This window comes from Hydrogenophaga sp. L99, from assembly GCF_058731905.1.
On sequence record NZ_CM178972.1, the window covers coordinates 3607640 to 3631828 of the forward strand.

The following is a 24189-nucleotide window of genomic DNA, read 5'->3' on the forward strand; positions in this document are numbered from 1 at the left end:
GCTCAGCCTCGGGCTCCAGACCCCGCCTCAGGCGGGGTTTTTTGCGTCAGGCTGTGGGCGGCAGCACTGCGCAAAGCGGTGCTGAGTGCATCGAGCACGTCGGAGCTGAGGTTCCAGCAATGCCAGTGCAGGGCCACGCCCAGGCGGTGGCGCGGCGCCAGGTTGACCAGTTCGCCGCTGGCCAGCAGCTCGCGCACCCGCAGTTCGGGCAACACGCTCACGCCCCAGCCGGCCTGCACCGCGCGCACCTGCCCTTCGCTGGACGGCACAAACAACTGCTTGAGCATGACGCGGGGCAAGCCAAACGCCTGCGACACAAAGCCGTGCTGCAGATTGTCTTTGCGGTTGAAGGCCACAAACGGCAGCTTGTGAAAGTTGTGCGCGCTCAGGCCTTTGGGGCAATGGGTGGCGGCGTAGTCGGCTTGTGCCACCACCACGTAGTCCATGGTGCCCAGCGGCTCCATCTTGCAGCCGCGCAGCGCCTGCCCCAACGAGGTGACACAGCCCAGCACCTGGCCTTCGCGCAGCCACTCGTGGGTAAATTCCTGGTCGTCGGTGATGATCTCGATCGGCAGGCCGCCCTGCGCCAGCGCGTTCAGCGCGGGCAGCGCCCAGGTGGCGATGCTGTCGGCGTTGATGGCCACCGAAATGCGCTCGTCTTCGCGGCCACCGCCGGTGGAACTGGGCGCGAGTTCCTTCAGATCTTTTTCCAGGTCGGCGCGCAGCAGCCGCATCATCTTGGCGTGCTTGAGCATGAGCTGCCCGGCCGAGGTGGGCTTGAGCGGGCGGCTGCGCACGATGAGCACCGTGCCCACCTGCGCTTCCAGGGCGCGCAGGCGCTGCGACACCGCCGACTGCGTGATGGACAAGCGCTGCGCGGCGCGCTCAAAACCGCCCTCTTCAATGATGGCGGCCAGGCATTCGAGGGCGTCGGGGTCAAAGGTGCTCATGGGGTGGGCGGCAACTTGGGTGGATGAACACGACCTGCATACCAGGTAACGGCCCGCAGGTCGGATGGGGCGTCGCACGGGGGTGGCACATGCATAAGCCAATCTGATGCAAGAAATTTTAAGTTAATTCCGCTTCACTTCAAGCCGGGTTTTTCCCATACTGCGCACCTGTTTCTTCCACTTTTTCGGAGCGGGTCATGCAAGTCACGGTATTGGGCGCGGGCATCATCGGGGTCAGCACGGCGTGGCATTTGCTGCAGCGCGGCCACACCGTCACGCTGGTTGACCGCCAGCCCGACGCGGCGCTGGAAACCAGCTTTGGCAACGCAGCGCAAATTTCGGTGAGCTACTGCGAGCCATGGGCCAACCGCGAAGCGCCGCTGAAGGCGCTGAAATGGATGTTTTCGGCCACCTCGCCGCTGCTGTTTCGCCCACAGATCGACCCCGCCCAGTGGCGCTGGGGTTTGCAGTTTCTGGGCCAGTGCAACGACGCCGCGTTTGAGCGCAACGTGGCGCAACTGGTGGCGCTGGGCTCTTACAGCCACGCGGCCTTGAAAGACGTGGTGGCCGAGACCGGCATCGAATACCACCGGCTCGAACGCGGTATTGCCCACTACTACACCGACCAGAAATCGTTTGACGGTGCGGCAGGCGCCGCTGCCGTGATGCAGAAGTTTGGTGTGAAGCGCAAAGTAATCAGCCGCGCCGAGCTGCTGAACATTGAACCCGCGCTGACGGCCTTTGCCGACCGCATCGTGGGCGGCACGTTCACCCCCAGCGACGAGTCGGGCGACGCGCGGGTGTTTACCCAGCAACTGGCCGCACTGTGCACCCAACGCGGCGCGCAGATGCTTTACGGCCACGACATCGAAGCGATTGACGTCACCGGTGGCAGCGTGCAGCAGGTGCGCGTGCGCGACCGTGCAACCGGGGCCACACGCGCCCTGAAGGCCGACGCCTATGTGGTGGCCTGCGGCTCGTACACCACCCCGCTGCTCAAGCGCGTGGGCGTACACGTGCCCATTTACCCCGGCAAAGGCTACAGCGCCACCCTGCCGCTGCTGCAGCCGCACATGGCACCCCAGGTGAGCATGATCGACGACCAGCTGAAGATTGCGATGTCGCGCCTGGGCAACCAGCTGCGCGTGGCCGGCACCATCGAGCTGGGCGGGTTCGATGTGTCGCTGGACACGCCGCTGGCCAAAAAACGCTGCGAGATGCTGGTCAAGCGCATTGAAGAAGTGTTCCCCGGCGTGGCCGACACCCGCACACCCGAGCAAGGCGGCGACCCGCAGTTCTGGACCGGCCTGCGCCCGGCCACCCCCACCAACATTCCGCTCATGGGCCGCACGAAAGTGGGCAAGCTGTGGGTGAACGCTGGCCACGGCACGCTGGGCTGGACGCACGGCGCCGGCTCGGGCAAGGCGCTGGCCGAACTCATCCACGGCGAGCAGCCCGCCATGGCGTTTGATTTTTACGGCATGAAGCCCCAGACCCAGGCGCCCATGGCCCGCACAGCACGGCTGCAAACGCCACCGCCCAGCCAGGCCTGAGAATATCGATCAAGGCCGGTGGCTGCGCGCGGCAGTCACCGGCCTTTTTGCATCCCGGCGAGAAAGCCGTGCGCTGCGGCTGCGGTGACCCACACGCCGCCCGGCGCCCCAAAAAAAAACAGGAGACAAGCATGATCCCAACCTCTTTCAAGCTTGGCGATGGACGCGCGCTGGGCGGTGCATGGCTGGCGGTGGCCAGCATGCTGGCCCATGGCGCAGCGCAAGCGCAAGCCGCTGAGCCACCCACGCTGGACGAGCGCATCAGCGCCGTGGTGCAGCCCTATTCCGAGCCGTGGCCGGTGCCATTTTTTACTCGGTGCCCGTGGGCGGCACCAGTTTCCCACTCATCGTAGGCTGGCTGATCGCTGCGGCCGTGGTCTTCACGCTGTATTTCGGCTTCATTCAGTTCCGGGGCTTTGGCCATGCCATCCAGGTGGTGCGCGGGCGCTATTCCCATCCGTCCATGGCCGGTGAGGTGACGCCGTTTCAGGCCCTCACCACCGCCGTATCGGGCACCGTGGGCCTGGGCAACATTGCCGGCGTCGCGGTGGCGGTGGGCATCGGCGGCGCGGGTGCCACGTTCTGGATGATTCTGGCTGGCCTGCTGGGTATGGCGTCCAAATTTACTGAAGTCACCCTCGGCGTGAAGTACCGCAACGTGCACCATGCGGCGGGCACCGTCTCAGGCGGGCCCATGCGCTACCTCTCCAAAGGGCTGGCCGAGCGCGGCCTGCCACGGCTGGGCAAGTTTCTGGCGGCGTTCTTTGCCATCTGTTGCGTGGGAGGTGCCCTCGGCGGGGGCAACATGTTCCAGGCCAACCAGAGCTTTCAGCAGGTGGTGGGCGTGACCGGGGGGGCCGACAGCTTCCTGGCCGGCAAAGGCTGGTTGTTTGGTCTGATCATGGCCGTGCTGGTGGGCCTGGTGATCATCGGCGGCCTCAAGTCGATCGCCCGAGTGACGGAAAAAGTGGTGCCCTTCATGGCCGGCCTCTACATGGTGGCGGGCCTGGTGGTTCTGTTCGTCCACATCGACATGCTGCCCTGGGCCCTGGGCCAGATCTTCCTGGGTGCGTTCTCGGCCGAAGGCGTGGCCGGCGGCGTGGTGGGTGCGCTCATCCAGGGCTTCAAACGGGCCGCGTTTTCCAACGAGGCCGGCGTGGGCTCGGCGGCCATTGCGCACTCGGCGGTGCAGACCGACCAACCGGTGTCGCAAGGCTTTGCCGCGCTGCTGGAGCCGTTCATTGACACCGTGGTGATCTGCACCATGACGGCCCTGGTGATCATCATCACCGGCCATGTCGACGCCAGCGGCGTCACGCCCTTGGCCCATGGCGCCTCCGGTGTGGGCCTGACCTCGGCCGCCTTTGGCAGCGCGGTGCACTGGTTCCCCTATGTGCTGGCGCTGGCGGTGGTGCTGTTTGCCTTCTCCACCATGATCACCTGGAGCTACTACGGCCTGAAAGCCTGGACCTACCTGCTGGGCGACAGCCTGGCATCGGAACTGGTGTTCAAATTTTTGTTCCTCGTCTTCGTGGTCATTGGCTCCAGCATGGGGCTGGGCCCGGTGATCGACTTCTCAGACTCGATGATCTTCGCCATGGCGCTGGCCAACATCGTGGGCCTGTATTTCCTCATGCCCGTGGTCAAACGCGAGCTGGACAAATACTGGGCGGGTATTCGCTCGGGCCACATCAGCGTGACCAAGTAGGCCCTTTTTTTCCTTTCTTCCCCGCAACACGCGGGGTGTCTTTCACGGCCCGCCCTGCGCGGGCCGTGCCCGTTTCAGAGGCCCTTGTTCGCGCCCATTGACGCGACGCAACGGGACCACACATGGCCCGGCCACCGCCGAGTGCGCGCTTCCTAGAATGAATTTTCATCATTCATCTTGAGGAGTTGGGCCCATGTTTTCCTTCAAAAAATCGGTGCCCTGGGTGGCCTGCGCTGCGCTGGTGGCTTGCGGTGGCAGCAGCGATTTGACCGACAACCCGGTGGGCGAACCCCTGGCCATCACGGCGGCCAACTACCTCACGGTGACGCAAGAGGTGCTGATGACCTCGTTCAGTCTGGTGGACACATCAGAAGCACTGGTGTACGGCGCCAGCGTGAGTGCCGTGCCCCAACCGCTGCGCTACGCGCGCCTGCAGCTGCCCCGGTTGCCCGAACGGGTGGCGGGCATAGGCGCCGTGGTGGTGGGCGCCGAGTACAGCGACATCCTGCCCTGTGAGAGTGGCAGCGTCACGATCACGTTTGACGACCGGGACAACAATGGGGTCGTCTCAGCCGGGGACGTGCTCACAGAAACCTTCAACAACTGCGTGGAGCTGGGGGAGACGGCCAACGGCACGCTGCGATTTGCTTTCAACACCCTCACGGGCGACCTGCAATCCACCGTGTTTGCGGCCAAGCTGACCTTGTCGTTCGAAGTTTTCCGCGTCACCTCGGCAGCGGGTTCGGTGCTGGCCAACGGCACGGTGACGCTCGACACCGTGTCCACCGGGCTTTACGCACAAACATTTGGCCTGACCACGGCCAGCTACCGCGAAGAGCTGAATGTGGGCGGTACCCTGACGAGCCGCACCCTGACCAACTTCACCACCCACGAAACCATTGAGCCCGCGCTGCTGGACTACGCGTACTCGGCCACGGTCAACGGCACCCTCACGTCGTCGGCCTTGGGCGGCAAGTCGGTGGTCATCGCCAACATCACGCCCTTCAGCGGGCTGGGCGCCCAAAACTACCCGCCCAACGGCCAGGCCCTCGTGACAGGCTCGGCCAGCAGCTTGCGCATCACGGCGGTGTCTGACACCCAGGTGTTCATCAGCGTGGACACCAACGGCGATGGCAGCGCGGACCTGTCGGAAACACACGCCTGGAGCGAGTTCATTTGACGCCACGGGCTCGCTGCAGCGGTTCCATGGCTGTGGCGCTGGCGTTGGTTTTTTCCAGCGCTGCACTGGCCATGGACTGCGGCACGCCCACGCTGGGCCTGGGAGCCGGGCGCGAGCACAGCCACTGGGCCGAGCGGGATGCTCAAGGCGCTACGGTGCTGACCGAACGCGGCTGGCTGGACCGTGTCGCGCTGGCGGCGGGAGGCCAATGCGGCACGGCCACATGGGAAGCGCAGTGGGCCCGCAGCCAGGGCACGCGCCACTACGACGGCCAGACCCAGACCGGCACGTCGGTGCAAACCAGCAGCCGCCTGCGCGTGGATGCACTCACGCTGAGCGGCTGGCTACCGCTGGGCACGCTCGCCCAGACAAGCCCGCAAGACGCTGACACCCCTTGGGCCTGGGGCGCTAGGCTGGGCTGGCGGCAGACCGACCGGCACATCGCCAGCACCACCACCGCGCTGGGCTACCCGGAGCGTTTTCGGGCCTGGCAGCTCGCGCTGGGCGCGCGCTGGCGCTTGCACAAGGCCGCCACCTGGCAACTGAGCGCCAGCAGCTGGGCCGGCGGTGGCCCTGGCGGCACAGCGCGGGTGGGCCTGCCCAACGCCGACCCGCTGACCCTGCCGCTGGGCCCCAACCGCCTGCTGGCGCTGGGCCTGCAGCTCGACGGTGGCGCGCGCAGCGCGCGGCCCGGCGCCTGGTCGTGGCAACTGCGGCTGGAAAGCCAGCTGGAGACCACCGCCGCCGGGGCAGCGCGGGCGGTCACCCGCAACGGCGTGCCGGTGGCCGTGGCGTGGATGCCTGAAATACGCCAGCGGCAGACGGTGCTGGCGGCCGCGCTGAACCGGCGGTTTTGAAAAAGCTGTTTGGTTTGAAACGGTTTGGGGAGCCCAGCGCGCTCAGCGCACCGGCCCGCCCATGCCTTGGCCCACGCGCTCGCTCATCCAGCGCAGCAGGTCCAGCCACATCTGGCGCATTTCGGCGTCCAGCGGCGTGCGAAACGCGCTGGTGAGTTCAATGGTGACCACCGGCATGCCTTTGTGCACGCCGCCGTAGTTGCCCAGGCTGCCGGGAAAAATGCCCACCTGGTCAAGGTACAGGCGGCCGAGCTGGGGCGGCGGCACACCGGGGCCGTCGAAGTCGAGCACGCCGTAGGGCGCGTGGATGCTCACCACCAGGTCGGGCTGGAAGCGCTCCATCTCGTCGTGCAGGTACTTCGATTCGGGCTCGGACAAGGGGCTGGGTCCGGGCCAGCGGCGCGGGTCTTTTTTGGTGCGCTGTTCCCAGTAGACCTTGGCGTCGCGTGCCCAGTTGGGCGTGGGAAAGTTGCGGTTCAGGTCCACGCCGCGGGCGTTCACCCGCTTGGCGGGCCGGGCCATCAGGCCGTCGGGGTTGAGCGCGGGAACGAAGCGCCAGTGGGCGTTGGACGGCGTTTCGGTGGCGCGTTGAATCCAGTGCAGCGCCAGCGAGGCCGACGACAGTTCGTCGCCGTGCATGGCGCCCACCACGAGCACGCGGATTTTGGCGTCGGGGGCCACCACGTCGCGGTAGTAAAGCGTGCGGCCTTGCACCGAGCGGCCCACGGTGGGTTTGAGCTGGGCGGCTGAGCACAAGGCGCCTGACACATTGGGCAAGCGCGCCACAAACTCACGGCAGGGATCGCTGCCCGGCACATCGGCCAGCGGGTGGCCAGGCCCGCGCGCCATGGCCAGGGCCGGGGTCAGCACCGCCGCAGCCAAAGCCAGCAGCACCAGACGCTTGCCCATTCGGAACGTGTCAATTTCACTCATGCAGGCATTCTAGGAGCCAGCCCGGCTTGAACGCCTTGCGCCCCAGGCAAGTGCCTGGGCAGAGCGTGACAGCTTGCACGCAGGGCGCCATGCTCGCCTTCAAGCGTCTTTTTCGCCGGCTTCGTACAGCGTCTCGCGGCCCATGCGGTCCAGTATCAGTTCGGCCGTCCAGGGCAGCATGAGGGCGCCGCAGCGGCTGTCGCGGTACAGGCGCTCCAGCGGCAGGTGTTTCATCATGCTTTGTCCGCCGCAGGTGCGAATGGCCAGGCGGGCAATGTCGTTGGCGCCTTCCATGACGCTGTAGTGCGCGGCGTACAGGCGCAGTTTTTCGTCTTTGCTCGGGTTGGGCTTGGCCTCGGCAATGGCGCGGGCAAAGATGCTTTTCATGTTCTCCAGCTGGATGCGCATTTGAGCCACCGTGATCTGCTTGGTGGGGAACTGGCGGCGCTTGATGGGCGGCTCGCCTTCGACCTCACCTCGCAGGTATTTCACGGTGAAGTCGTAGGCCGCGTTGGCCAGGCCCAGGTAGGTGGGCGAGAGCGTGAAGAACATGGCGGGCCAGGTTTGCGCGCCCTTGAAGTAAATGCCGCGCGGCATGAGCTGCTCGGCGTCGCTCACAAACACGTCTTTGAAGGCCAAGTTGCGGCTGACGGTGCCGCGCATGCCCAGCGGGTCCCAGTCGCCGCTGATGCTGAAGCCTTCGGACGTGGCGGGCACGCTGATGTAGAGCGTGTCGCGCGCGTCGGGGTGGTCGTCGCCTTTGTCTTCGGTGCACAAGATGCCGTAGTAATTGGCTGCGCCCGAGAGGCTGGCCCAGATCTTTCGGCCGTTGATGAGCCAGCCACCGTCCACCTTTTTGGCGGTGGTGCCGAAGGGCGCGCGCCCGGCAGCGGCGGCGGTGCCTTCGCTGAAAGGCTGGGCGTAAATGGCGCCATCGTTCACGATGCGGCTGAAGTGCAGCTCGCGCCGGGCCAGGTGCTCGGCACGCTGCTCGTCGGTCATGGCAATGCCGTCGGCCAGCACACCGGTCCACATGGTGCTGCAAATGTGCATGTTCCAGGTGAGCGCGGTGGCGCCGCAAAAGCGGCCAATTTCAGCGGCCACCATCATGTAGGTGGTGTAGTCAGCGCCCAGGCCGCCGTGGGCGGTGGGCACGCAAAGTTTCAGAAAACCGGCGGCGCGCAGGTCGTCGTAGTTGGCAAACGGAAAGCTGGCTTCGCGGTCCCATTGCGGCGCGCGGGCGGCGAACACGTCGCGGCCCAAGGCGTGGGCCTTGGCCAGCAGCTCACGCTGCAGCGGGTTGAACGGCATGTCGCCCACGGCGGGGGTGAAGTCCAGGCCGGTGTGTGGGTTGACGGGGTTGTTCATGGGGCTTGTCTCCTGCGAGTGGGGTGATGGGCTCAATGCGTGTCGGGCAGCGGCTTGGGCGTGGGCTCCTGCAGGAAAGCGAGCAACAGCGCGTCAAACTCGTCGGGTGCTTCCAGGTTCATCAGGTGGCCGATGCCAGCGAGTTCGGCGTAGCGCGCGCGCGGGATCGCGGCCGCCATCTGCTTCATCACGGCGGGCGCGGCCACGCGGTCAAACTCGCCGCCGATGAGCAAGGTGGGCACGCGGATCTGGGCCAGATCGGCCTGCCGGTCAAACGTGACAAGACACTCCAGCGCGCGGCGGTAGGTGGCGGCGGGTACGCTGGCCATGCAGTGCTCGGCCAGCTTCAGCCCCTCGGGCAACGAGCCGGGGCCAACCATCTGCGGCACCAGCTTGGCCGCCATGTGTGCCATGGTCTGGCCCGCGTCCAGCGGCGCCGTGCGCTGCGCAATGAACTGCTGCGCCCAGGCCTCGGCGCTCTTGCCGTCGGTGCGTTTGCCGAAGGCTGCGGAAGTGCCGCACAAGATGAGCTTGTTCACCTTGTCCGGGCGGCGGGCGATCACTTCTTGCGCCACCATGCCACCCATGCTGTGGCCCAAAAGCGCCACGCTGTCGCATTGCAGCGCGTCGATCAAGTCCACACAGCGCTGCGCCAGGCCTTTGAAGGTGTAAGGCTCAATGGGCGCGCTGCGGCCATAGCCGGGCATGTCCCAGGCCACGGCGCGGTAGCCCAGGCTGGCCAGCGTTTCCACCTGCGGCGCAAAGGCGCGGTGACCACCGCCAATGCCGTGCAACATGAGCACCGTGGGGCCGCTGCCCAGGGTCATGAATTTCGGTAATGTCATAGAAATGCCCCCTTGCGTTCCGGGCTGCCGCCCGGCCCGGGGCTTGTCGCTGCGCGCACTGCGCTGCGGGCGTTCATGCGTCCACCACCCGGCCTGCGCCCACCACCACTGCGTCGTCCAGCGACACGGTGCAGCCGCGCATCGGCCAGTCGAAATGGCCGCGGGTGTAGCGGCCAGCGGTTTCGTTGGCGCCGGTGCTGTAGAGAAAATTGCCGGCAAAGGCGCGCAGCTCGGTGCCGTTGAAGTCACGCTTGTCGTAAAGCGCCATGCTGTCCCAGCGGGCGGCATCGTTCAGGCCGTAGCCCACATGCGAAACGGCGTAAGCGTCTTTTTCGCCCCAGGCGGCAAAGTGCGAGCGCAACAGTTCGGCATCCACCCCGGTGCCGTAGATGCGGGTCACGTAGTCGTTTTCAATCGTCAACGTGATAGCGCGCTCGATGTAGCGCTTGAAGGTCAGGTTCACGTCACCCTCGGCCAGCACCAGCGTGCCGTTGACGCTACCGGCGGCGGGAAACGCCAGCACCAGGCCGCCCGGCCAGTGGGTGAGCGTGCCGGGGCGCGTGGTGCTGCCCCAGTTGCCACCAGCCACCGCGCCTGGCAGGGCGATGCTGAGGTCGGTGCCCGCGGCTGAGCGCACGCGCATGGCCTGGGCGCCGCGCAGGCGTTTCACATGCGCTTTCACGCGGGCTTCGGTGGCGTCGTCGGGCAGCAGGCGGGCCAGCGCTTCGGGGTGCTCGTTGCTCACGTACACCACGCGCGGCTGGGTGCTGCCGTTTCCCTGCAAAATGGCGGGCAGCTCGGGCGCGTGCATCAGGCCTTCTACCGTGCAGTCCACCACCAGGGTGCAGGCTTGCAGCGCGGCCACCACCGGCGCCAGCTGCTGAATGGCCGGCGTGGCGCCGGTGGACCGGGTGACCGGCTCCCGGGCGCTGAACACCGAGGGCAGCGTGAGCGTGAAGCTGCGCGCCCCCAGGCGGTCAGCCGCCAGGCGCGCCAATTCCATCAGCACCGGCCGACTTTGGGTTTCACCGAGAATGGCTACCGTGTCACCCGGTTGCAACGCGCAGCGGCGCAACACGGCCTCAAACGCGTCGACCCAGGCGGGTTCGATCCGCTCTTGCAACATAACGTCTCCTAAAGAAATACGCGCGCCCTTCCAAGGCGCGTTGGCCGGGTGGTTCCCTGCGGGCTTGATGCCTGGCACGGCACCGCCTATTATTGATGAATTTTCATGTAAATGGCACCCATGTCACCAGCCCGCTCTGCCGGCCACCAGGCCCGCCCACCCGACTTTTCTGCGCGCGAATTCCGCGCGTCGCTGGGCATGTTTGCCACCGGTGTCACCATCGTCACGGCGCGCACCGCTGCGGGTGAGCTGGTGGGCCTGACCGCCAACTCCTTCAACTCGGTCTCGCTCGACCCGCCACTGGTGCTCTGGAGCCTGGGCCGTGCGGCGGGCTCCATGGCGGCGTTTTCCAACGGCATGCACTACGCCATCAACGTGCTGGGCGCCGACCAGCAAGCCCTGGCCGAGCAATTTGCGGCCAAGGGCATCGACCGCTGGGCCGGTGTGGCATTCACCGAAGGCGTCAGCGGGGCGCCGCTGCTGGCGGGTGCTGCCGCCACGTTTGAATGCTTCAACCGCAGCCAGTACGCCGAGGGCGACCATGTGATTTTTGTGGGCGAAGTAGAGCGCTGCGCCCACCGCGCCGACGCGTCGCCGCTGCTCTACCACGGCGGTAAGTTCTACACCGAACACCCCCTTTGACGATGGGCAGAAGGACGGACACCGCGCGGCCGCAAGGACCCGTCGAAGCAACCGGCTCCCGCTTTGTGGACGACTACCTGGGCTACCTGCTCGGCCAGGCCAACCATGCGCTGTTCAAAGACTTTGAAGCCGCGGTGCGAGCCGCCGGGCTGGGCTCGCTGGAATGGCGTGTGCTGGCAACGCTGAGCGACCAGGCCCCCATGCCCGTGGGCCAGCTCGCGCAAGAGGTGCTGAGCCAGCAGCCCACCGTCACCAAGCTGCTGCAGCGCCTGAGCGCACAAGGCTGGGTGCAGTTGACGGACGATCCACAAGACCAGCGGCGCACGCTCGTGGCCATCACCCCCGCAGGGCAGGAAAAAGTGAACCCCCTCATGGCCCAGGCCCGCGAACACGAAACCCAAACCCTCGCCGGCCTGAGCGCCGCCGACATTCAGCGCCTGAAAGCCCAGTTGCGCGCGCTGACCCTCACCCGCTGATGCCATGACCACGATTCAACGCAAAGACCACCTCGACACGTTTGCCATCACCCTGCTGGTGGCGTGCTGCGCGTTCTGGGGTTTCCAGCAAATTCTGATCAAGTTCGCCAGCCGCGAAATCCCGCCGCTGTGGCAGGCCTCCATCCGCATGTGGGGCGCCACCACCCTGCTCTGGCTGTGGTGCCAATACCGCGGCGTGCCGCTGTTCAAACGCGACGGCACGCTGTGGGGCGGGTTGCTGGTGGGTCTGCTGTTTGCGGGCGAATTCTGCTTTATTTACCTGGGCCTCACGCACACCAGCGCCTCGCGCCTCACGGTGTTCCTGTACACCAGCCCGTTCTGGGTGGCGCTGCTGCTGCCGCGCTTCGTGGCGGCCGAAAAGTTGCGCCGCATCCAGTGGGTGGGCCTGTTTGTCGCGTTCAGCGCCGTGGCCGTGGCCTTCAGCGAAGGCTTCATGCACAGCTCCCCCGTGGCCGGGCAATGGAAAGGCGACGCCATGGGCCTGGCCGCCGGCATGCTCTGGGGCCTGACCACACTGGCCATCCGCACCACCAAAATTGCCACCGCAGCGGCCGAAAAGTCGCTGTTCTACCAACTCGGCGTCACCGCCGCCGTCACACCCCTGCTCTCGCTCGCGCTGGGCGAAACCTGGAGCCTGAACTATTCCGCGCTGGCCTGGGGCTCCATTTTTCTGCAAACCGCCGTGGGCGCCTTCGCCAGCTACCTGGCCTGGATGTGGATGCTGCGCCACTACCCCGCCACGCAGATGAGCACCTTCACCTTTTTGACGCCGGTGTTTGCACTGGTGTTTGGCGTGGTGCTGCTGAGCGAGCCACTCACGCTGCAGCTGGTGCTGGCGCTGCTGGGCGTGGCGGCGGGGATTGTGCTGGTGAGCCGGAAGGGGTGAGGGTTCAGCCAAACGCCAGGTTCAACACCAGGAACAACAGGAAGCCCTGCACCGCCGGCGCGGTGTCTGCCGGCAGCTCGGCGCACAGCCGCCGCCGGGTGGTGATGGCATCCGGCTCGTGAATGAGTCCCTGCGACTGACCACCCCGCAGCAACTCGAAGCGGGTCTTGAACAGGCTGCTGCGCCTGACCAGTTCGCCGCTGAACGGCTCGGTCACGGTGAGGGTCGCACGGCCCCAGAAGCCTTGAGGCACCGCCACCGCTGCCGAGGCCAGCCGCGCACCATCGTGCATCAGCTCGAAGCGGGTGTCGTTGGTCCAGCCGCGGCGTGTGTACTCAAATTCAATGGTGTATGCCGCGCCCGACAGGCGCAGGTCGATGCTGGACCGCAGCCGCTTCGGCGCCGGGTTCTTCAGCCGCGCGTTGCGGGCCTGCGCCCAGTCGGGAAAACACAGCTCGCCCAGCACCACGCCATCCGCCGACTTCAGGTCGTAGGTGAAGCCGGAGAGGGCCGAGCGCTGTTCGGCGATCAGCAAGGATCGCTCCAGCGGTGGGGTTCGTGGCATGCGGGCATGGCGTGGGCAGGCGTTTGGGCCTGCCCACTATAGCGATGCCCTCAGCCGATCAACGCAAATGGTGCACCGGCGCCTGCCCGTAGACCGGCGTGTCCAGGCCCTCGTAGCGCGCCTTCAGCTGAAGCGACAGGAACTGCGAGTAGTGCCGGCTCTGGTGCAGGTTGCCACCGTGGATCCACAGCTGTTTCTGGTTGGTGGGCTTCCACATGTTGCGCAGCTCGCCTTCCCACGGCCCCGGGTCTTTGGTGGTGTTCGAGCCCAGCCCCCAGACCTTGCCCACGCGGTCGGCAACCTCGGGCGACACCAGGTCAGCCAGCCAGTGGTTCATCGAGCCGTAGCCGGTGGCGTAGACCAGCAGGTCGGCTGGCAGCTCGGTGCCGTCGGTCAGCGTCACGCTCTTGGGGTTGATGCGCTCGATGTTGTTGTGGCTCTTGAGCTTCACGCTGCCGTTGGCCACCAGCTCGCTCGCGCCCACATCAATGTAGTAGCCCGAGCCGCGGCGCAGGTACTTCATGAACAGGCCCGAGCCGTCGTCGCCGAAGTCGAGCATGAAACCCGCCTTCTCCAGTCGGCCGTACAGGTCGGCGTCGCGCTTCTTGATCTCGTCGTACACGGGGATGTGGAAGGTGTGCATGATCTTGTAGGGCACGCTGGCGAACACGAGGTCGGCCTTGTGGTGGTCAATGCCGTTCTTCAGCGCTTCCTCGCTGTACAGCCCGCCCAGCGCCAGTTCCATGAGCGAGTCCGACGGCGCAATGTGCGTGCTGCTGCGCTGAACCATGGTCACGTCGGCGCCGTTCTCCCACAGCGCCGCGCAGATGTCGTGGGCCGAGTTGTTGGAGCCCAGCACCACCGCCTTCTTGCCCTTGTACTGCTCGGGGCCAGGGTGCTTGCTGGAGTGGTGCTGATCACCTTCGAAGGTCTCGGCGCCGGGGATCTTGGGCACGTTGGCGTAGCCCGAGACACCGAGCGCGAACACCAGCTGTTTCGGCCGCAGGGTGACCTCTTCGCCGTTGCGGTCGACCACCACGGTCCACTCGCCTTTGGCCTCGTCGTAGCTGGCCTTCTTCGCAGTGGTCGAGCCCCAGTAGTTGATCTCCATCACCTTGGTGTACATCTCCAGCCAGTCGCCCACCTTGTCTTTCGGCGCGAACACCGGCCAGTCGTCCGGGAAGGGCATGTAGGGCAGGTGGTCGTACCAGACCGGGTCGTGCAGGCACAGCGTTTTGTAGCGGTTGCGCCAGCTGTCGCCGGCTCTCGGGTTCTTCTCGATCACGATGGTCGGCACGCCCAGGCGGCGCAGCCGCGCGGCCAGCATGATGCCGCCCTGCCCGCCGCCGATGATCACCGTGTAGGGCTGCTCGTCGTAGCCCAGCCGCGCCTCTTCTTCGTGGCGCCGCTCCAGCCAGCTCTTGCGCCCCTGCTGTGCGCCGTGCTCCGCGCCCTTGACGCGGCGTGTGCCCTTCTTCTCTTCAAAACCTTTCAGCTCGACCATGGTGGTCAGCAGCGTCCAGACCTTGTCGTTTTTCAGGCGCAGGTGGCCGCGCCCGCGAGAGACCTGGGTCTCGAAAGTGAACCAGGCCTCTAGCACACCGTCGGCTTCGGTCGCCTCGCCTTCGAGCTGGAAGTTCGATGCGCCGGTTTCGGCCTGGCGCGCCGCGAGCATGTCGCGGATGGCATCAACACCTTCTTGGGTTCGGATGTTCCAGGTGAATGAAACGAGGTCGCGCCAGTAGCAGTCGGCGTCGAACAGCGGCAATACGGCGTCGGGTTGGCCGGATGCGAGGGCGGCGCCGAACTGGTCCAGCCAGGCCTGGGCACGCTGGGAAGGCGTGGTCACGGTCGTGGTGGTGGGCGCGGTGTCGGTTGCGGTATCGGTCATCGGTCTTGTCTCCTGTGGGTGCCGACCTCGAAGCGGGCCGGTGCCCCATACAACTCAAGACGCGTGCCATGCGGCGGACGCGCGCAAGTGCTTGATTTGCCGAGACTTTCAGAAGCGGTGCGGGTGTCACACCTCGTGCACCTGTCACCCGCAAAGTGACAGGTGTCACAACCTCTCGGCCGGGCTTTTAGTGGAGCGAGGGGCCGTCCTGCCTGTTCGGGGGAAGGATGTTGAACCGCTTCATCCGCCGGTACAACGTCATCCTCGACAGACCCATGGCGCGTGCCACGGCGCTCACGTTCCAGTGCGCCGCGCGCAGCGCCTGCAGCAGCGCCTCAGGCCCGTCGCCAGTCATGGCCTCCGCCGTATCAACCCGCGAAGTCAGCCGCGCGACCGACAACTCCGGCAGATCGTCCAGATCCATCGCCCCGCTCGCGCAGATGCTTGCCGCGTAGTCCAGCACGTTGCGCAGCTCGCGCAGGTTGCCAGGCCAGCGGTGCGCCAGCAGGCGCTGAAGCGCGGCGGGCGTGAGCGTGCGCCCGCCCAGCATCCGCGTGATCATGGCGCCCAGGTCGCTGCGTTCGCGCAGCGGCGGCAACTGGATGTGCGCGCCCTTGAGGCGGTAATACAGGTCGTCGCGGAAGCAGCCCGCCAGCACCCGCTGCTCCAGCGGCGCGTGCGTCGCCGCGATCACGCGGATGTTCACCGGCACCGGCCGGGTGGCGCCCACCGGCAACACCTCGCGCTCGGACAGCACGCGCAGCAACCGCGTCTGCAGTGCCAGCGGCATGTCGCCGATCTCGTCGAGAAACAGCGTGCCGCCGTCGGCCTCGGCGATCAGGCCGCGCTTGCCCTTGATGGATGCACCCGAGAAGCTGCCCGGCAGATGGCCAAACAGCTCGCTCTCGATCAGGTGCTCGGGGATCGCCGCACAGTTCACCGCCACAAAGGGCCGCGCGCGGCGCTCGCTGCTACGGTGCACCGCCTTGGCAAAAAATTCTTTGCCCGAACCCGTTTCGCCCGTGATCAGCAGGCTGATGGGCGTGTTCACCAGCCGCGCCACGCGCTCCACCTGCCGGTCCAGCGCGGCGTCGCCCGCCGAGAGCGCGGCCAGCGGCGCTGGCACCGCGCGCTCGCGCTGCGCAGCGGCCACCGGGCGCGGCGGCGGCGGCACGGCCGAGAGAAACAGCAGCTGCCGTCCACCCGCCAGCATCACCGCGCGCTGGTCCGAAGGCTGGGTCAGCACGAAGCGGCCGATCTGGCTGAACGACAGGTCAAACAGCGCCTCGAAGCTGCGCCCCACCAGCGGCGGCGCGTGCGGCGCTGGGCCCTGCAAAGCCAGTTGGGCACGCCGGTTGTGGCCCACCACGCGGCCGTGGCCGTCCAGCGCCAGCAGGTACTCGGGCTGCACGTCCAGGAACTGCGGCGCCGCCGAGAGTCGCAAGATCCAGTCGTGCCGATGGCGGTGCAGAAAGGCCGCGTGCTCGATGTCGTGCGCCGTCATCTTCACCAACTGCAGCGCCAGGTGCTGGCTGCTCTTGGGCTGGCTCGAACTGAGCTGCGAAATGTCGAGCACTGCGCTCAGCTCGCCCGCGCTGTCGTACACCGGCGCGGTGGTGCAGGTGAGCGGAATGTGGGTGGCGTCAAAGTGGTCGTCCAGGTGCACGGTGAGCGCTTTGCCGGTGCTGATGCAAGTGCCGACGCCGCAGGTCCCTGCGTGCTGCTCGCTCCAGTCAGCGCCGAGGTAGAGGCCCGCCTTGCGCAGACTGGGCTCAAACACCAGGTCACCCAGAAAGTCCACCGTCACGCCGCGCGCGTCCGTCAGCAGCACCACATAACCCAGGCCAGCCACTTTGCTGTAGAGCGCCTCCAGCCCGTGACGCGCGATTTGCAACAGCGCCTCCATCTGGTCCTGGTGCTCGCGCAGCCGCGCCTGCGGCAGGATCACCGCTTCCTGCATGCGCGTCGGGTCCAGCCGGTGCTCGTGCACGCAGCGGTGCCACGAGTCGCGGATCACCTGCTCGTGCCGCGCTGCGGCTTGTGCGCCCACGCCGTCCGCAGCGACCTGCATCACGGTGGCAATGTGCTGGTGCGGTGTGCTGGGCATGCAAAAACCTTGTGAAAGCGGCCGAACAATCTGCCACCTTCACCCCAGAACGACCGCCTGTCAATTGCGGGTTTTCACCGAGGCTTCAACTTTTCTTCGCCAGCCCCAGCCGCTCAATCGTCGCCTTCTCGGCCTTGAACGTGCGTTCGCCATACGCCGTGTAGTCGGCGGTGCTCATGTAGATACTGGGCATGTAGAACTTGTCCAGCGTGGCCTGCACCGCTGGGTCTTCCAGGGTCTTGCGGAAAGCGTCGTGCAGCACCTTCACCACGGCCGGGTCCATGCCCTTGGGGCCGCCGATGCCAAACGGCGATTCGGTGATGGTGTCCCAGCCGCTTTCTTTGACGGTGGGCACGTCGGGAAAGGCTTTGTTGCGCTGGCTGCCCAGCGTGGCCAGCAGGCGCAGCTTGCCGCTGAACACGTGCGGTGCAAATTCGGTGGTGCCGCTCATGACGCGGATGTGCCCACCCAAAATGGCCTGCATGATTTCGGCCGAGCCTTTGTACGGAATGGGGTTGAGCTGGATGCCGGCTTTGGTGCTGAACTCTTCGATGGCCAGGTGCGGCGTGGTGCCGGTGCCGGTGTGGCCGTATTCGAGCTTGCCGGGGTTGGCCTTGGCGTAGGCCACCATGTCTTTGAGGGTCTTGAACGGTGCGTCGGCGGTGCAGGCAATGCCAAAGGTGTAGCCGGTGAGGCAGACGATGTGGCTGATGTCTTTGACCGGGTCAAAGCTCATGTTTTGCATGTGCGGCAGGCGGTAAATGCCCAGTGGCAGTTGCGTGAGGGTGTAGCCGTCGGGCTTGGCATTGACCATGGCGGCCGCGCCCATGGTGCCACCGGCACCGGGCTTGTTTTCAATCACCACCGGCACGCCCAGGCTCTTGCTGGCGCTTTCGGCAAAGGCGCGCATCACGCCGTCGCTGCTGCCGCCAGCCGGCCAGGGGGCAATGAGCGTGATGGGGCGCGAGGGAAACTTGTCTTGTGCCCAGGCGGTGGCGGGCAGCAGGGCGGGCGCAGCCACGGCAGCGGCTGCGGCAGACAGGACCTGGCGGCGGTTGAATTCGGCGGGTTGGCGGGGGTTCATGCGGGTCTCCTGGTGGGTGGAATGGACAACCCGCAACATAACCCGGCGCGCCCCGACTGAAAACAGGGGCAGCCCCATGCCTGGCCCGCTTTGGGTCACCCACGCGACCGCGCCGGTGGCCCGCCGCTTCAGCTGGCCACCGCGCGCGCCTGGTGTTCGGCGGCAAAGGCCACGTACCAGTCCAGGCAGCCCGGGTTGGCCATGGCTTCCTTGTTGATCACCTTGTCCAGCGGCTGACCAAGCAGCAGCTTTTTGATGGGCAGTTCCTGCTTCTTGCCCGAGAGGGTGCGCGGTATTTCAGCGACTTGAAGGATGGCGTTGGGCAGGAAGCGCGGCGACAGCGCGGTGCGGATGGCGCCGTTGATCTGGGCGGTCATGGCGTCGTCCAGCTCCAGGCCGGGCCGCAGCACCACGAAGAGCGGCATGTAGCTTTCTCGGCCCAGGTACTCCAGGTCCACCACCATGCTGTCGAGCACTTCCGGCAGGGCTTCGACCGCGCTGTACAGCTCGCTGGTGCCCATGCGCAGGCCGTGGCGGTTGATGGTGGCGTCGGACCGGCCGTAGATGACGCACGAGCCGTCCGGGTGGATGCGCAGCCAGTCGCCATGGCGCCAGACGGCGCCGGCTTCTGGGCCGAGGTCCCGGTCGCCGGGCCGCCCCAAGACCGGGGCAGCCCCCTCGGGGGGCAGCGGACATCGCGCAGCGGGGGAGCGTGGGGGTAACGGCTGACCGCCGCCGGGCTTGCGCCCATGACCCGCCGGGTACATGTCGAAGTAGCTGCCCAGCAGGCGCTGGTTGTCCACGTCGCCCACGAAGTACAGCGGCATGGACGGGATGGGTTGCGTGCAGACCAGTTCGCCCACAGCGTCGATGACGGGCTGGCCCTGTTCGTCCCAGGCTTCCACCGCGCAGCCCATCAGGCGGCACTGCATGCGGCCAGGGGTTTGCGGCAGTTCACGGTGGCCGCCGATGAACGCGCCAGCGAAGTCGGTGCCTCCAGAAATGTTGCACCACCAGATGTCGCGCTGCGCTTCGGTTTGGGCGATGGCAGCGAACTGCGCCGTGCCCCAGTTCTGGGCGTCTTCCGACAGCGGTGAGCCGGTGGTGCCGAGCGCGCGCACGCTGGAAAGGTCGCCGCACGCCGACAGGTCCACACCCGCCTTCAAACAGTTCGCAAAAAACGCTGCGCCGGCGCCGAAGAAGGTGACACCCTGCTCGGCCGCGAAGCGCCAGAGCACGGTCCAGTCGGGCTGGTCTTTGCTGCCGCCGGGGTTGCCATCAAAGATGACGCAGGTGGTGCCGTTGAGCAGGCCGCTGGTCTGCGCGTTCCACATCACCCAGCCGGTGGAGCTGTACCAGTGGTAGCGCTCGCCCCAGCTGTTGGGGTGGTAGCTGCAGCCCACGTCGTTGTGGATGATCTTGAGCGCCAGCGCCACGATGAGCGTGCCGCCGTGGCCGTGCACGATGGGCTTGGGCAGGCCGGTGGTGCCGCTGCTGTAGACGATCCACAGCGGGTGGTCGAACGGCAGCCACAGGGGCTCGAAGGCCTGCACCGCGGCGTCGTCCTGCGCCACGGCGGTGCTGAAAGCGGTGCAAGGCTGGGCCGCTTCGAGCGCGTTGTCCACTGCGGCGGGTTCTACGGCCAGGTTGGTGTGCAGGATCACATGGCGCACGGTGGGCAGGGCCGCACGCAGCTCGGCCACCACGGCCAGGCGGTCGAAGTCTTTGCCACCATACGTCACACCATCGCAGGCGATCAGCGCCACCGGCTCGATCTGTTTGAAGCGGTCGAGCACGGCGTTGGTGCCCATGTCGGGCGCGCACACGCTCCACACACCGCCGATGCTCACCACCGCGAGGAAGGCGACCATGGTTTCAGGAATGTTGGGCAGGTAAGCCGCCACGCGGTCGCCGGGCACCACACCCTGCGCCTGCAGGTGCAGCGCGAGCGACGCGACCTGGCGGCGCAGTTCGGGCCAGCTCAGCTCCAGCGCGCGGCCTTTTTCGTTGCGGCTGACCACTGCCGCAAAGCCCGCAGCGTGGGCCGGCTGCACATGGCGAAACACCTGCTGCGCGTAGTTGGCCTGCGCGCCCGGGAACCAGTGGGCGCCCGGCATCACGTTGCGCTCCAGCACCGCCTGGTGGGGCGTGGGCGAGCGCAGGTCGAAATAATCCCAGATGCTTTGCCAAAACGCGTCCAGGTCGGTGGTGGACCAGCGCCAGAGCGCGTCGTAGTCATCAAAACGCAGACCTCGGTGCTCGGCCAGCCACTGCTGGTACAGGCGAATTTGCGGAACGTAGGGCGGCGGGCTCTGGCGCATGGCGGTCTCGTGGTGTCTCCGGGACGGGCAGCGTAGCAGTTGGACCGCCAACCGACCAGTGCCGAGGTGACAGCCCAAGCCGCCGCGCGTGGCCGCCCTTGGCGGCGCGGGATATCCCCCTTTTGAGGACGTTTCCCCCCATTGGGTGAATGGCGCCCACAACGGCGCAGGTTTAGCTTAGAGCCTCCTTCAACCCCGTCATGAGGAGCCTGCCATGGATACCCTTTCCGTCAAATGGACCCACACCGCGCTCGAAGCCATCCGCCACATCGGTGCGACCGGCGTGGGCGCAGACCGCAACCGCATCGGGCCGCCCATGGTGGCGCGCTCGCTCGCGCTGCTGCACACCGCCCTATTCGATGTCTGGGCCGTGCACGACGCGCAAGCGCTGCCGGTGCACCTGGGCACAGCGCGCGTCACGGGGGCCACCGAAACGCAGATCGAAAAAGCCATCAGCCACGCCGCCCACGCCGTGCTGAAAGACCAGTTCCCCAGCGAAACCGCCACGTTTGACGCCATGCTCGCCAGCCAGGGCAGTGCGCCGAGCACGAGCACCAACCCGGCCACGCCCGAAGGCCTGGGCAACCTGGCCGCGCAGGCCGTGCTGGCCCATGCGCACACCGACGGCGCCAACCAGGCCGGCTTGTACGCCGACACCACCGGCTACAGGCCGGTCAACATGCCGATGCACGTCACCTCGCCAGCCACGCCGTCGGACATCCTGGTGCCCGAACGCTGGCAGCCACTGGCTTATGCGGACGGCAGCGGCGCGGTCAAGGTGCCAGGCTTCATCGGCCCGCAGTGGCAAGACGTGCGTCCGTTCGCCCTGACCTCGGCCGGACAGTTCCGGCCGTCGGCACCGGCTGCACTCACCTCGCAGGCGTTTCTGGACCAGGCCAGACACGTGGTGGATGTGCAGGACAAGCTCAGGGTCAAGCAAAAGGTGATCGCCGAATACTGGGCCGATGGCCCCAGCTCCGAGCTGCCGCCGGGCCACTGGGAGGTGTTTGCGGCCTTCGTTTCGGCGCGCGACCACCACACCCTGGCGCAGGACGTGAAGATGTTTTTTGCCCTGGCCAACGCGATCCACGATGCCGCCATTGCCACCTGGGAATGCAAGCGCTATTACGACTATGTGCGCCCGGTCACCGCCATCCGGCACCTCTTCCGTGGCAAACGCATTCGCGGCTGGACCGGCACCACCGAAGCCACCATCGACGGCGAAGCCTGGCGCCCTTACCAGGTGAGCAGCTTCCCCACGCCGCCGTTCCCGGAGTTCACCTCGGGGCACAGCGCGTTTTCCATGGCGGGCGCCGAGGTGCTGAGCCGCTTCACCGGCAGCGATGCGTTTGGCGCCAGCTACACCCAGCCAGTGCCCCTGCGCGTGGAGCCGGGCCTGGCCACCGCGGCTGGCACGGTGCTGAGCTGGAGCAGCTTCAGTGCAGCCGCACAGGAAGCGGGCGAATCGCGGCTGTACGGCGGCATCCACTTTTATGAAGGCAACGTGGCCGGTCTGGCCATGGGTCGCAAGGTGGGCGCACAAGCCTTTGAACGCGCCCAGGCTCACTGGCTCGGCCGGCCCTGATAACAAGGGCCAAGGGGCAGTGGCGGTAGCATCGGACCCATGCCCCTGCCCACCCCCACGCTCGAACCCGCCTTCGACCTCACCGTCTTCGTCGCAGCCCCCTTGGAGGCCGGCGACATCACCGGGCTCAACAGCCGGGGCCGCCGGCGCATCATTCCCATCACCGGCGGCACGGTGAGCGGCCGGGTCAACGGCGCGGTGTTGGCCGGCGGTGCCGACTTTCAGCTGGTGGTGAGCGACACCTGCGCCGACCTGGATGCACGCTACCTGCTGCAACTGAACGACCCGGCCTGGCCCGGCGCCCATGTGTTTGTGCAAAACCGCGCGCTGCGCCGTGGCTCGGCCGAAGACATTGCCAAGCTGGTGCGCGGCGAGCCGGTGGACCCAGCGGCCATTTACTTTCGCTGCGCGCCCAGCTTCGAGGTATCGCACTCTGCACTGGCGTGGCTGACCGAGAGCCTGTTCGTGGGCACCGGCGCACGCTTTCCAGACCGGGTGGAGATGCGGTTCTTCCGCGTCGCCTGACACCGGGGCTGCGCATCGGCAGCCCCTGTTGTCCCGCGCGGGTCTGCGCTGCTGCAGCGCGGCTTGTGGGCGTCTCTCGCTGCGGTCAGAATCGCGGCCGCACGCTTTCCTGATTTTTACTTTAACAACAACGGAGTTTCTTCCCATGGGTCTATTCAACTGGACAGAAAAACCGGCCTCCACCCTCGCCAGCGGCGGCGTGGTGGGGCCCGACGAGCGGCTGTCGTGGCCACAAACCACGGTGATGGGTGTGCAGCACCTGATCGCCATGTTTGGTGCCACCGTGCTCGCGCCCATCCTCATGGGTTTTGACGCCAACGTCGCCATCCTCATGAGCGGCATCGGCACGCTCATCTTCTTCGTCATGACGCAGGGCAAAGTGCCGAGCTACCTGGGTTCGAGCTTCGCGTTCATTGGCGTGGTGATTGCCGCCAGCGGCTACGCCGGCCCCGGGCCCAACGCCAACATTGGCGTGGCGCTGGGCGGCATCATCGCCTGCGGCATCGTCTACACCCTCATCGGCGCCATCGTGCAGGCCGTGGGCACCGGCTGGATCGAGCGCTTCATGCCGCCGGTGGTCACTGGCTCGGTGGTGGCCGTGATCGGCCTGAACCTGGCCCACATCCCCATCAAAAACATGGCGCCCACCAACTTCGACGCCTGGATGCAGGGCGTGACCTTTGTCTGCGTGGCGCTGGTGGCGGTGTTCAGCAGCGGCATGCTGCAGCGCCTGCTGATCCTGATGGGCCTGATCGTGGCCAGCGTGGTCTACGCCGTGCTCACCAACGGCCTCGGTCTGGGCAACCCGATGGACCTGTCGGGTCTGATCAACGCTGCCTGGTTTGGCATGCCCAACTTCAGCGCACCGGTATTTGAAGCCAACGCCATGCTGCTGATTGCGCCGGTGGCCGTGATTCTGGTGGCGGAAAACCTGGGCCACATCAAGGCCGTGACCGCCATGACCGGCAAAAACCTGGACAAATACATGGGCCGCGCCTTCATGGGCGACGGCGTGGCCACCATCGTGGCCGGCAGCGCCGGCGGCACCGGCGTGACCACCTACGCCGAAAACATCGGCGTCATGGCCGCCACCAAAATTTACTCCACCGCCATCTTCATGGTGGCGGGCATCATGGCCATTTTGCTGGGCTTCAGCCCCAAGTTTGGCGCGCTGATCCAGGCCATTCCGCTGGCGGTCATGGGCGGTGTGTCCATCGTCGTGTTTGGCCTGATCGCCGTGGCCGGCGCCAAGATCTGGGTCGACAACAAGGTCGATTTTTCGAACAACAAAAACCTGTTGGTGGCCGCCATCACGCTGGTGCTGGGTACGGGCGACTACACACTCAAGTTCGGTGAATTCGCGCTGGGTGGCATCGGAACGGCTACGTTCGGCGCGATCTTGTTGCACGCGCTGCTGAACCGCAAAGCCTGATCCACCACTTTTTGGGTTTCACCCCTCAGCCTGGCCCCTGCATCGGGGGTCAGGCTTTTTTTTGCGCTCGTATCAGCCGGTCCCGGCACACACCCCGCTTAAACTGCCTCTCCAACACAGCCAGCACACGGGAA

The 24189-nt window shown here is 66.5% G+C and carries 21 protein-coding genes; 11 read left to right on the forward strand and 10 right to left on the reverse strand.

All coding sequences use genetic code 11. The annotated features are described in order from the left end of the window. Positions 1-2: 2 nt before the first annotated feature. Positions 3-950 carry a LysR family transcriptional regulator ArgP gene (locus tag AC4QBL_RS17305; protein WP_472901890.1) on the reverse strand — a complete coding sequence of 316 codons (948 nt, stop codon included), beginning with the start codon at positions 948-950 and terminating at the stop codon, positions 3-5. A gap of 197 nt (positions 951-1147) precedes the next feature. On the opposite strand from AC4QBL_RS17305, the gene AC4QBL_RS17310 reads away from it, so the two are divergent. From AC4QBL_RS17310 to AC4QBL_RS17330, 5 genes are all read left to right on the forward strand, one after another. Continuing rightward, positions 1148-2503 carry a D-amino acid dehydrogenase gene (locus AC4QBL_RS17310; RefSeq protein ID WP_472907737.1) on the forward strand — a complete coding sequence of 452 codons (1356 nt, stop codon included), beginning with the start codon at positions 1148-1150 and terminating at the stop codon, positions 2501-2503. Between the two features lie 131 nt (positions 2504-2634). Next, positions 2635-2856 (forward strand): hypothetical protein, encoded by a 222-nt coding sequence (locus tag AC4QBL_RS17315; RefSeq protein WP_472901892.1) that lies wholly within the window; start codon positions 2635-2637, stop codon positions 2854-2856. Beyond that, positions 2826-4211: an alanine/glycine:cation symporter family protein gene (locus AC4QBL_RS17320; protein ID WP_472901893.1), complete on the forward strand. Its 1386-nt coding sequence runs from the start codon at positions 2826-2828 to the stop codon at positions 4209-4211. The genes AC4QBL_RS17315 and AC4QBL_RS17320 overlap by 31 nt, the downstream gene beginning before the upstream one ends. A 193-nt stretch (positions 4212-4404) precedes the next feature. Further along, the gene (locus tag AC4QBL_RS17325; protein WP_472901894.1) at positions 4405-5391 is read left to right on the forward strand and encodes a hypothetical protein; all 987 of its coding nucleotides are present in this window, start codon (positions 4405-4407) and stop codon (positions 5389-5391) included. Between the two features lie 26 nt (positions 5392-5417). Further along, positions 5418-6248: a hypothetical protein gene (locus AC4QBL_RS17330; protein WP_472901895.1), complete on the forward strand. Its 831-nt coding sequence runs from the start codon at positions 5418-5420 to the stop codon at positions 6246-6248. Positions 6249-6290: 42 nt separating this feature from the next. On the opposite strand, the gene AC4QBL_RS17335 is transcribed toward AC4QBL_RS17330, so the two are convergent. The 4 genes from AC4QBL_RS17335 to AC4QBL_RS17350 all read right to left on the reverse strand — a co-directional run bounded on the left by AC4QBL_RS17335 (position 6291) and on the right by AC4QBL_RS17350 (position 10520). Next, positions 6291-7181: a M14 family zinc carboxypeptidase gene (locus AC4QBL_RS17335; protein WP_472901896.1), complete on the reverse strand. Its 891-nt coding sequence runs from the start codon at positions 7179-7181 to the stop codon at positions 6291-6293. Between the two features lie 99 nt (positions 7182-7280). Further along, positions 7281-8549 (reverse strand): acyl-CoA dehydrogenase family protein, encoded by a 1269-nt coding sequence (locus AC4QBL_RS17340; protein ID WP_472907736.1) that lies wholly within the window; start codon positions 8547-8549, stop codon positions 7281-7283. Between the two features lie 32 nt (positions 8550-8581). Further along, positions 8582-9394, reverse strand: a complete 813-nt coding sequence (locus AC4QBL_RS17345) for an alpha/beta fold hydrolase (RefSeq protein ID WP_472907735.1) — start codon at positions 9392-9394, stop codon at positions 8582-8584. A 73-nt stretch (positions 9395-9467) separates the two neighbouring features. Further along, complete coding sequence (locus AC4QBL_RS17350) at positions 9468-10520, reverse strand: 2,5-dihydroxypyridine 5,6-dioxygenase NicX family protein (protein WP_472901899.1); 1053 nt, start codon at positions 10518-10520, stop codon at positions 9468-9470. 120 nt (positions 10521-10640) lie between these two features. On the opposite strand from AC4QBL_RS17350, the gene AC4QBL_RS17355 reads away from it, so the two are divergent. From AC4QBL_RS17355 to AC4QBL_RS17365, 3 genes are read left to right on the forward strand one after another with little or no spacing between them, the layout of a single operon-like run. Further along, positions 10641-11162: a flavin reductase family protein gene (locus tag AC4QBL_RS17355; RefSeq protein ID WP_472901900.1), complete on the forward strand. Its 522-nt coding sequence runs from the start codon at positions 10641-10643 to the stop codon at positions 11160-11162. A gap of 2 nt (positions 11163-11164) precedes the next feature. Next, on the forward strand, positions 11165-11638 hold the full coding sequence (locus AC4QBL_RS17360) for a MarR family winged helix-turn-helix transcriptional regulator (RefSeq protein ID WP_472907734.1): 474 nt from the start codon (positions 11165-11167) through the stop codon (positions 11636-11638). 4 nt (positions 11639-11642) lie between these two features. Continuing rightward, positions 11643-12545, forward strand: a complete 903-nt coding sequence (locus AC4QBL_RS17365) for a DMT family transporter (protein ID WP_472907733.1) — start codon at positions 11643-11645, stop codon at positions 12543-12545. Between the two features lie 4 nt (positions 12546-12549). On the opposite strand, the gene AC4QBL_RS17370 is transcribed toward AC4QBL_RS17365, so the two are convergent. The 5 genes from AC4QBL_RS17370 to AC4QBL_RS17390 all read right to left on the reverse strand — a co-directional run bounded on the left by AC4QBL_RS17370 (position 12550) and on the right by AC4QBL_RS17390 (position 20513). Continuing rightward, on the reverse strand, positions 12550-13110 hold the full coding sequence (locus AC4QBL_RS17370) for a hypothetical protein (RefSeq protein ID WP_472907732.1): 561 nt from the start codon (positions 13108-13110) through the stop codon (positions 12550-12552). A 58-nt stretch (positions 13111-13168) separates the two neighbouring features. After that, positions 13169-15001: an NAD(P)/FAD-dependent oxidoreductase gene (locus tag AC4QBL_RS17375; RefSeq protein WP_472907731.1), complete on the reverse strand. Its 1833-nt coding sequence runs from the start codon at positions 14999-15001 to the stop codon at positions 13169-13171. A gap of 187 nt (positions 15002-15188) precedes the next feature. Beyond that, complete coding sequence (locus tag AC4QBL_RS17380; RefSeq protein WP_472901904.1) at positions 15189-17108, reverse strand: sigma-54-dependent Fis family transcriptional regulator; 1920 nt, start codon at positions 17106-17108, stop codon at positions 15189-15191. Positions 17109-17193: 85 nt separating this feature from the next. Then, positions 17194-18192 (reverse strand): tripartite tricarboxylate transporter substrate binding protein, encoded by a 999-nt coding sequence (locus AC4QBL_RS17385; protein WP_472901905.1) that lies wholly within the window; start codon positions 18190-18192, stop codon positions 17194-17196. Positions 18193-18320: 128 nt separating this feature from the next. After that, positions 18321-20513, reverse strand: coding sequence for an acetoacetate--CoA ligase (locus tag AC4QBL_RS17390; RefSeq protein WP_472907730.1), 2193 nt, complete (start codon positions 20511-20513; stop codon positions 18321-18323). Between the two features lie 214 nt (positions 20514-20727). Here AC4QBL_RS17390 and AC4QBL_RS17395 point away from each other — a divergent pair, with 214 nt between their 5' ends. The 3 genes from AC4QBL_RS17395 (at position 20728) to AC4QBL_RS17405 (ending at position 24055) form a co-directional block, all read left to right on the forward strand. Continuing rightward, the gene (locus AC4QBL_RS17395; protein WP_472901907.1) at positions 20728-22098 is read left to right on the forward strand and encodes a vanadium-dependent haloperoxidase; all 1371 of its coding nucleotides are present in this window, start codon (positions 20728-20730) and stop codon (positions 22096-22098) included. Positions 22099-22137: 39 nt separating this feature from the next. Then, positions 22138-22623 carry a DUF3237 domain-containing protein gene (locus AC4QBL_RS17400; protein WP_472907729.1) on the forward strand — a complete coding sequence of 162 codons (486 nt, stop codon included), beginning with the start codon at positions 22138-22140 and terminating at the stop codon, positions 22621-22623. Positions 22624-22768: 145 nt separating this feature from the next. Continuing rightward, entirely contained in the window at positions 22769-24055 is a 1287-nt protein-coding gene (locus tag AC4QBL_RS17405; RefSeq protein WP_472901909.1) for a solute carrier family 23 protein, read from the forward strand. Positions 24056-24189 lie beyond the last annotated feature (134 nt).

Bases quoted from the DNA above. Each gene is read 5' to 3' on its own strand.
- AC4QBL_RS17340 (WP_472907736.1), bottom strand. From the start codon at position 8,549: ATGAACAACCCCGTCAACCCACACACCGGCCTGGACTTCACCCCCGCC.
- AC4QBL_RS17380 (WP_472901904.1), bottom strand. From the start codon at position 17,108: ATGCCCAGCACACCGCACCAGCACATTGCCACCGTGATGCAGGTCGCT.
- AC4QBL_RS17350 (WP_472901899.1), bottom strand. From the start codon at position 10,520: ATGTTGCAAGAGCGGATCGAACCCGCCTGGGTCGACGCGTTTGAGGCC.
- AC4QBL_RS17310 (WP_472907737.1), top strand. From the start codon at position 1,148: ATGCAAGTCACGGTATTGGGCGCGGGCATCATCGGGGTCAGCACGGCG.
- AC4QBL_RS17345 (WP_472907735.1), bottom strand. From the start codon at position 9,394: ATGACATTACCGAAATTCATGACCCTGGGCAGCGGCCCCACGGTGCTC.
- AC4QBL_RS17365 (WP_472907733.1), top strand. From the start codon at position 11,643: ATGACCACGATTCAACGCAAAGACCACCTCGACACGTTTGCCATCACC.
- AC4QBL_RS17330 (WP_472901895.1), top strand. From the start codon at position 5,418: ATGGCTGTGGCGCTGGCGTTGGTTTTTTCCAGCGCTGCACTGGCCATG.
- AC4QBL_RS17360 (WP_472907734.1), top strand. From the start codon at position 11,165: ATGGGCAGAAGGACGGACACCGCGCGGCCGCAAGGACCCGTCGAAGCA.
- AC4QBL_RS17385 (WP_472901905.1), bottom strand. From the start codon at position 18,192: ATGAACCCCCGCCAACCCGCCGAATTCAACCGCCGCCAGGTCCTGTCT.
- AC4QBL_RS17375 (WP_472907731.1), bottom strand. From the start codon at position 15,001: ATGACCGATACCGCAACCGACACCGCGCCCACCACCACGACCGTGACC.
- AC4QBL_RS17390 (WP_472907730.1), bottom strand. From the start codon at position 20,513: ATGCGCCAGAGCCCGCCGCCCTACGTTCCGCAAATTCGCCTGTACCAG.
- AC4QBL_RS17315 (WP_472901892.1), top strand. From the start codon at position 2,635: ATGATCCCAACCTCTTTCAAGCTTGGCGATGGACGCGCGCTGGGCGGT.
- AC4QBL_RS17305 (WP_472901890.1), bottom strand. From the start codon at position 950: ATGAGCACCTTTGACCCCGACGCCCTCGAATGCCTGGCCGCCATCATT.
- AC4QBL_RS17355 (WP_472901900.1), top strand. From the start codon at position 10,641: ATGTCACCAGCCCGCTCTGCCGGCCACCAGGCCCGCCCACCCGACTTT.
- AC4QBL_RS17335 (WP_472901896.1), bottom strand. From the start codon at position 7,181: ATGAGTGAAATTGACACGTTCCGAATGGGCAAGCGTCTGGTGCTGCTG.
- AC4QBL_RS17400 (WP_472907729.1), top strand. From the start codon at position 22,138: ATGCCCCTGCCCACCCCCACGCTCGAACCCGCCTTCGACCTCACCGTC.
- AC4QBL_RS17395 (WP_472901907.1), top strand. From the start codon at position 20,728: ATGGATACCCTTTCCGTCAAATGGACCCACACCGCGCTCGAAGCCATC.
- AC4QBL_RS17405 (WP_472901909.1), top strand. From the start codon at position 22,769: ATGGGTCTATTCAACTGGACAGAAAAACCGGCCTCCACCCTCGCCAGC.
- AC4QBL_RS17370 (WP_472907732.1), bottom strand. From the start codon at position 13,110: ATGCCACGAACCCCACCGCTGGAGCGATCCTTGCTGATCGCCGAACAG.
- AC4QBL_RS17325 (WP_472901894.1), top strand. From the start codon at position 4,405: ATGTTTTCCTTCAAAAAATCGGTGCCCTGGGTGGCCTGCGCTGCGCTG.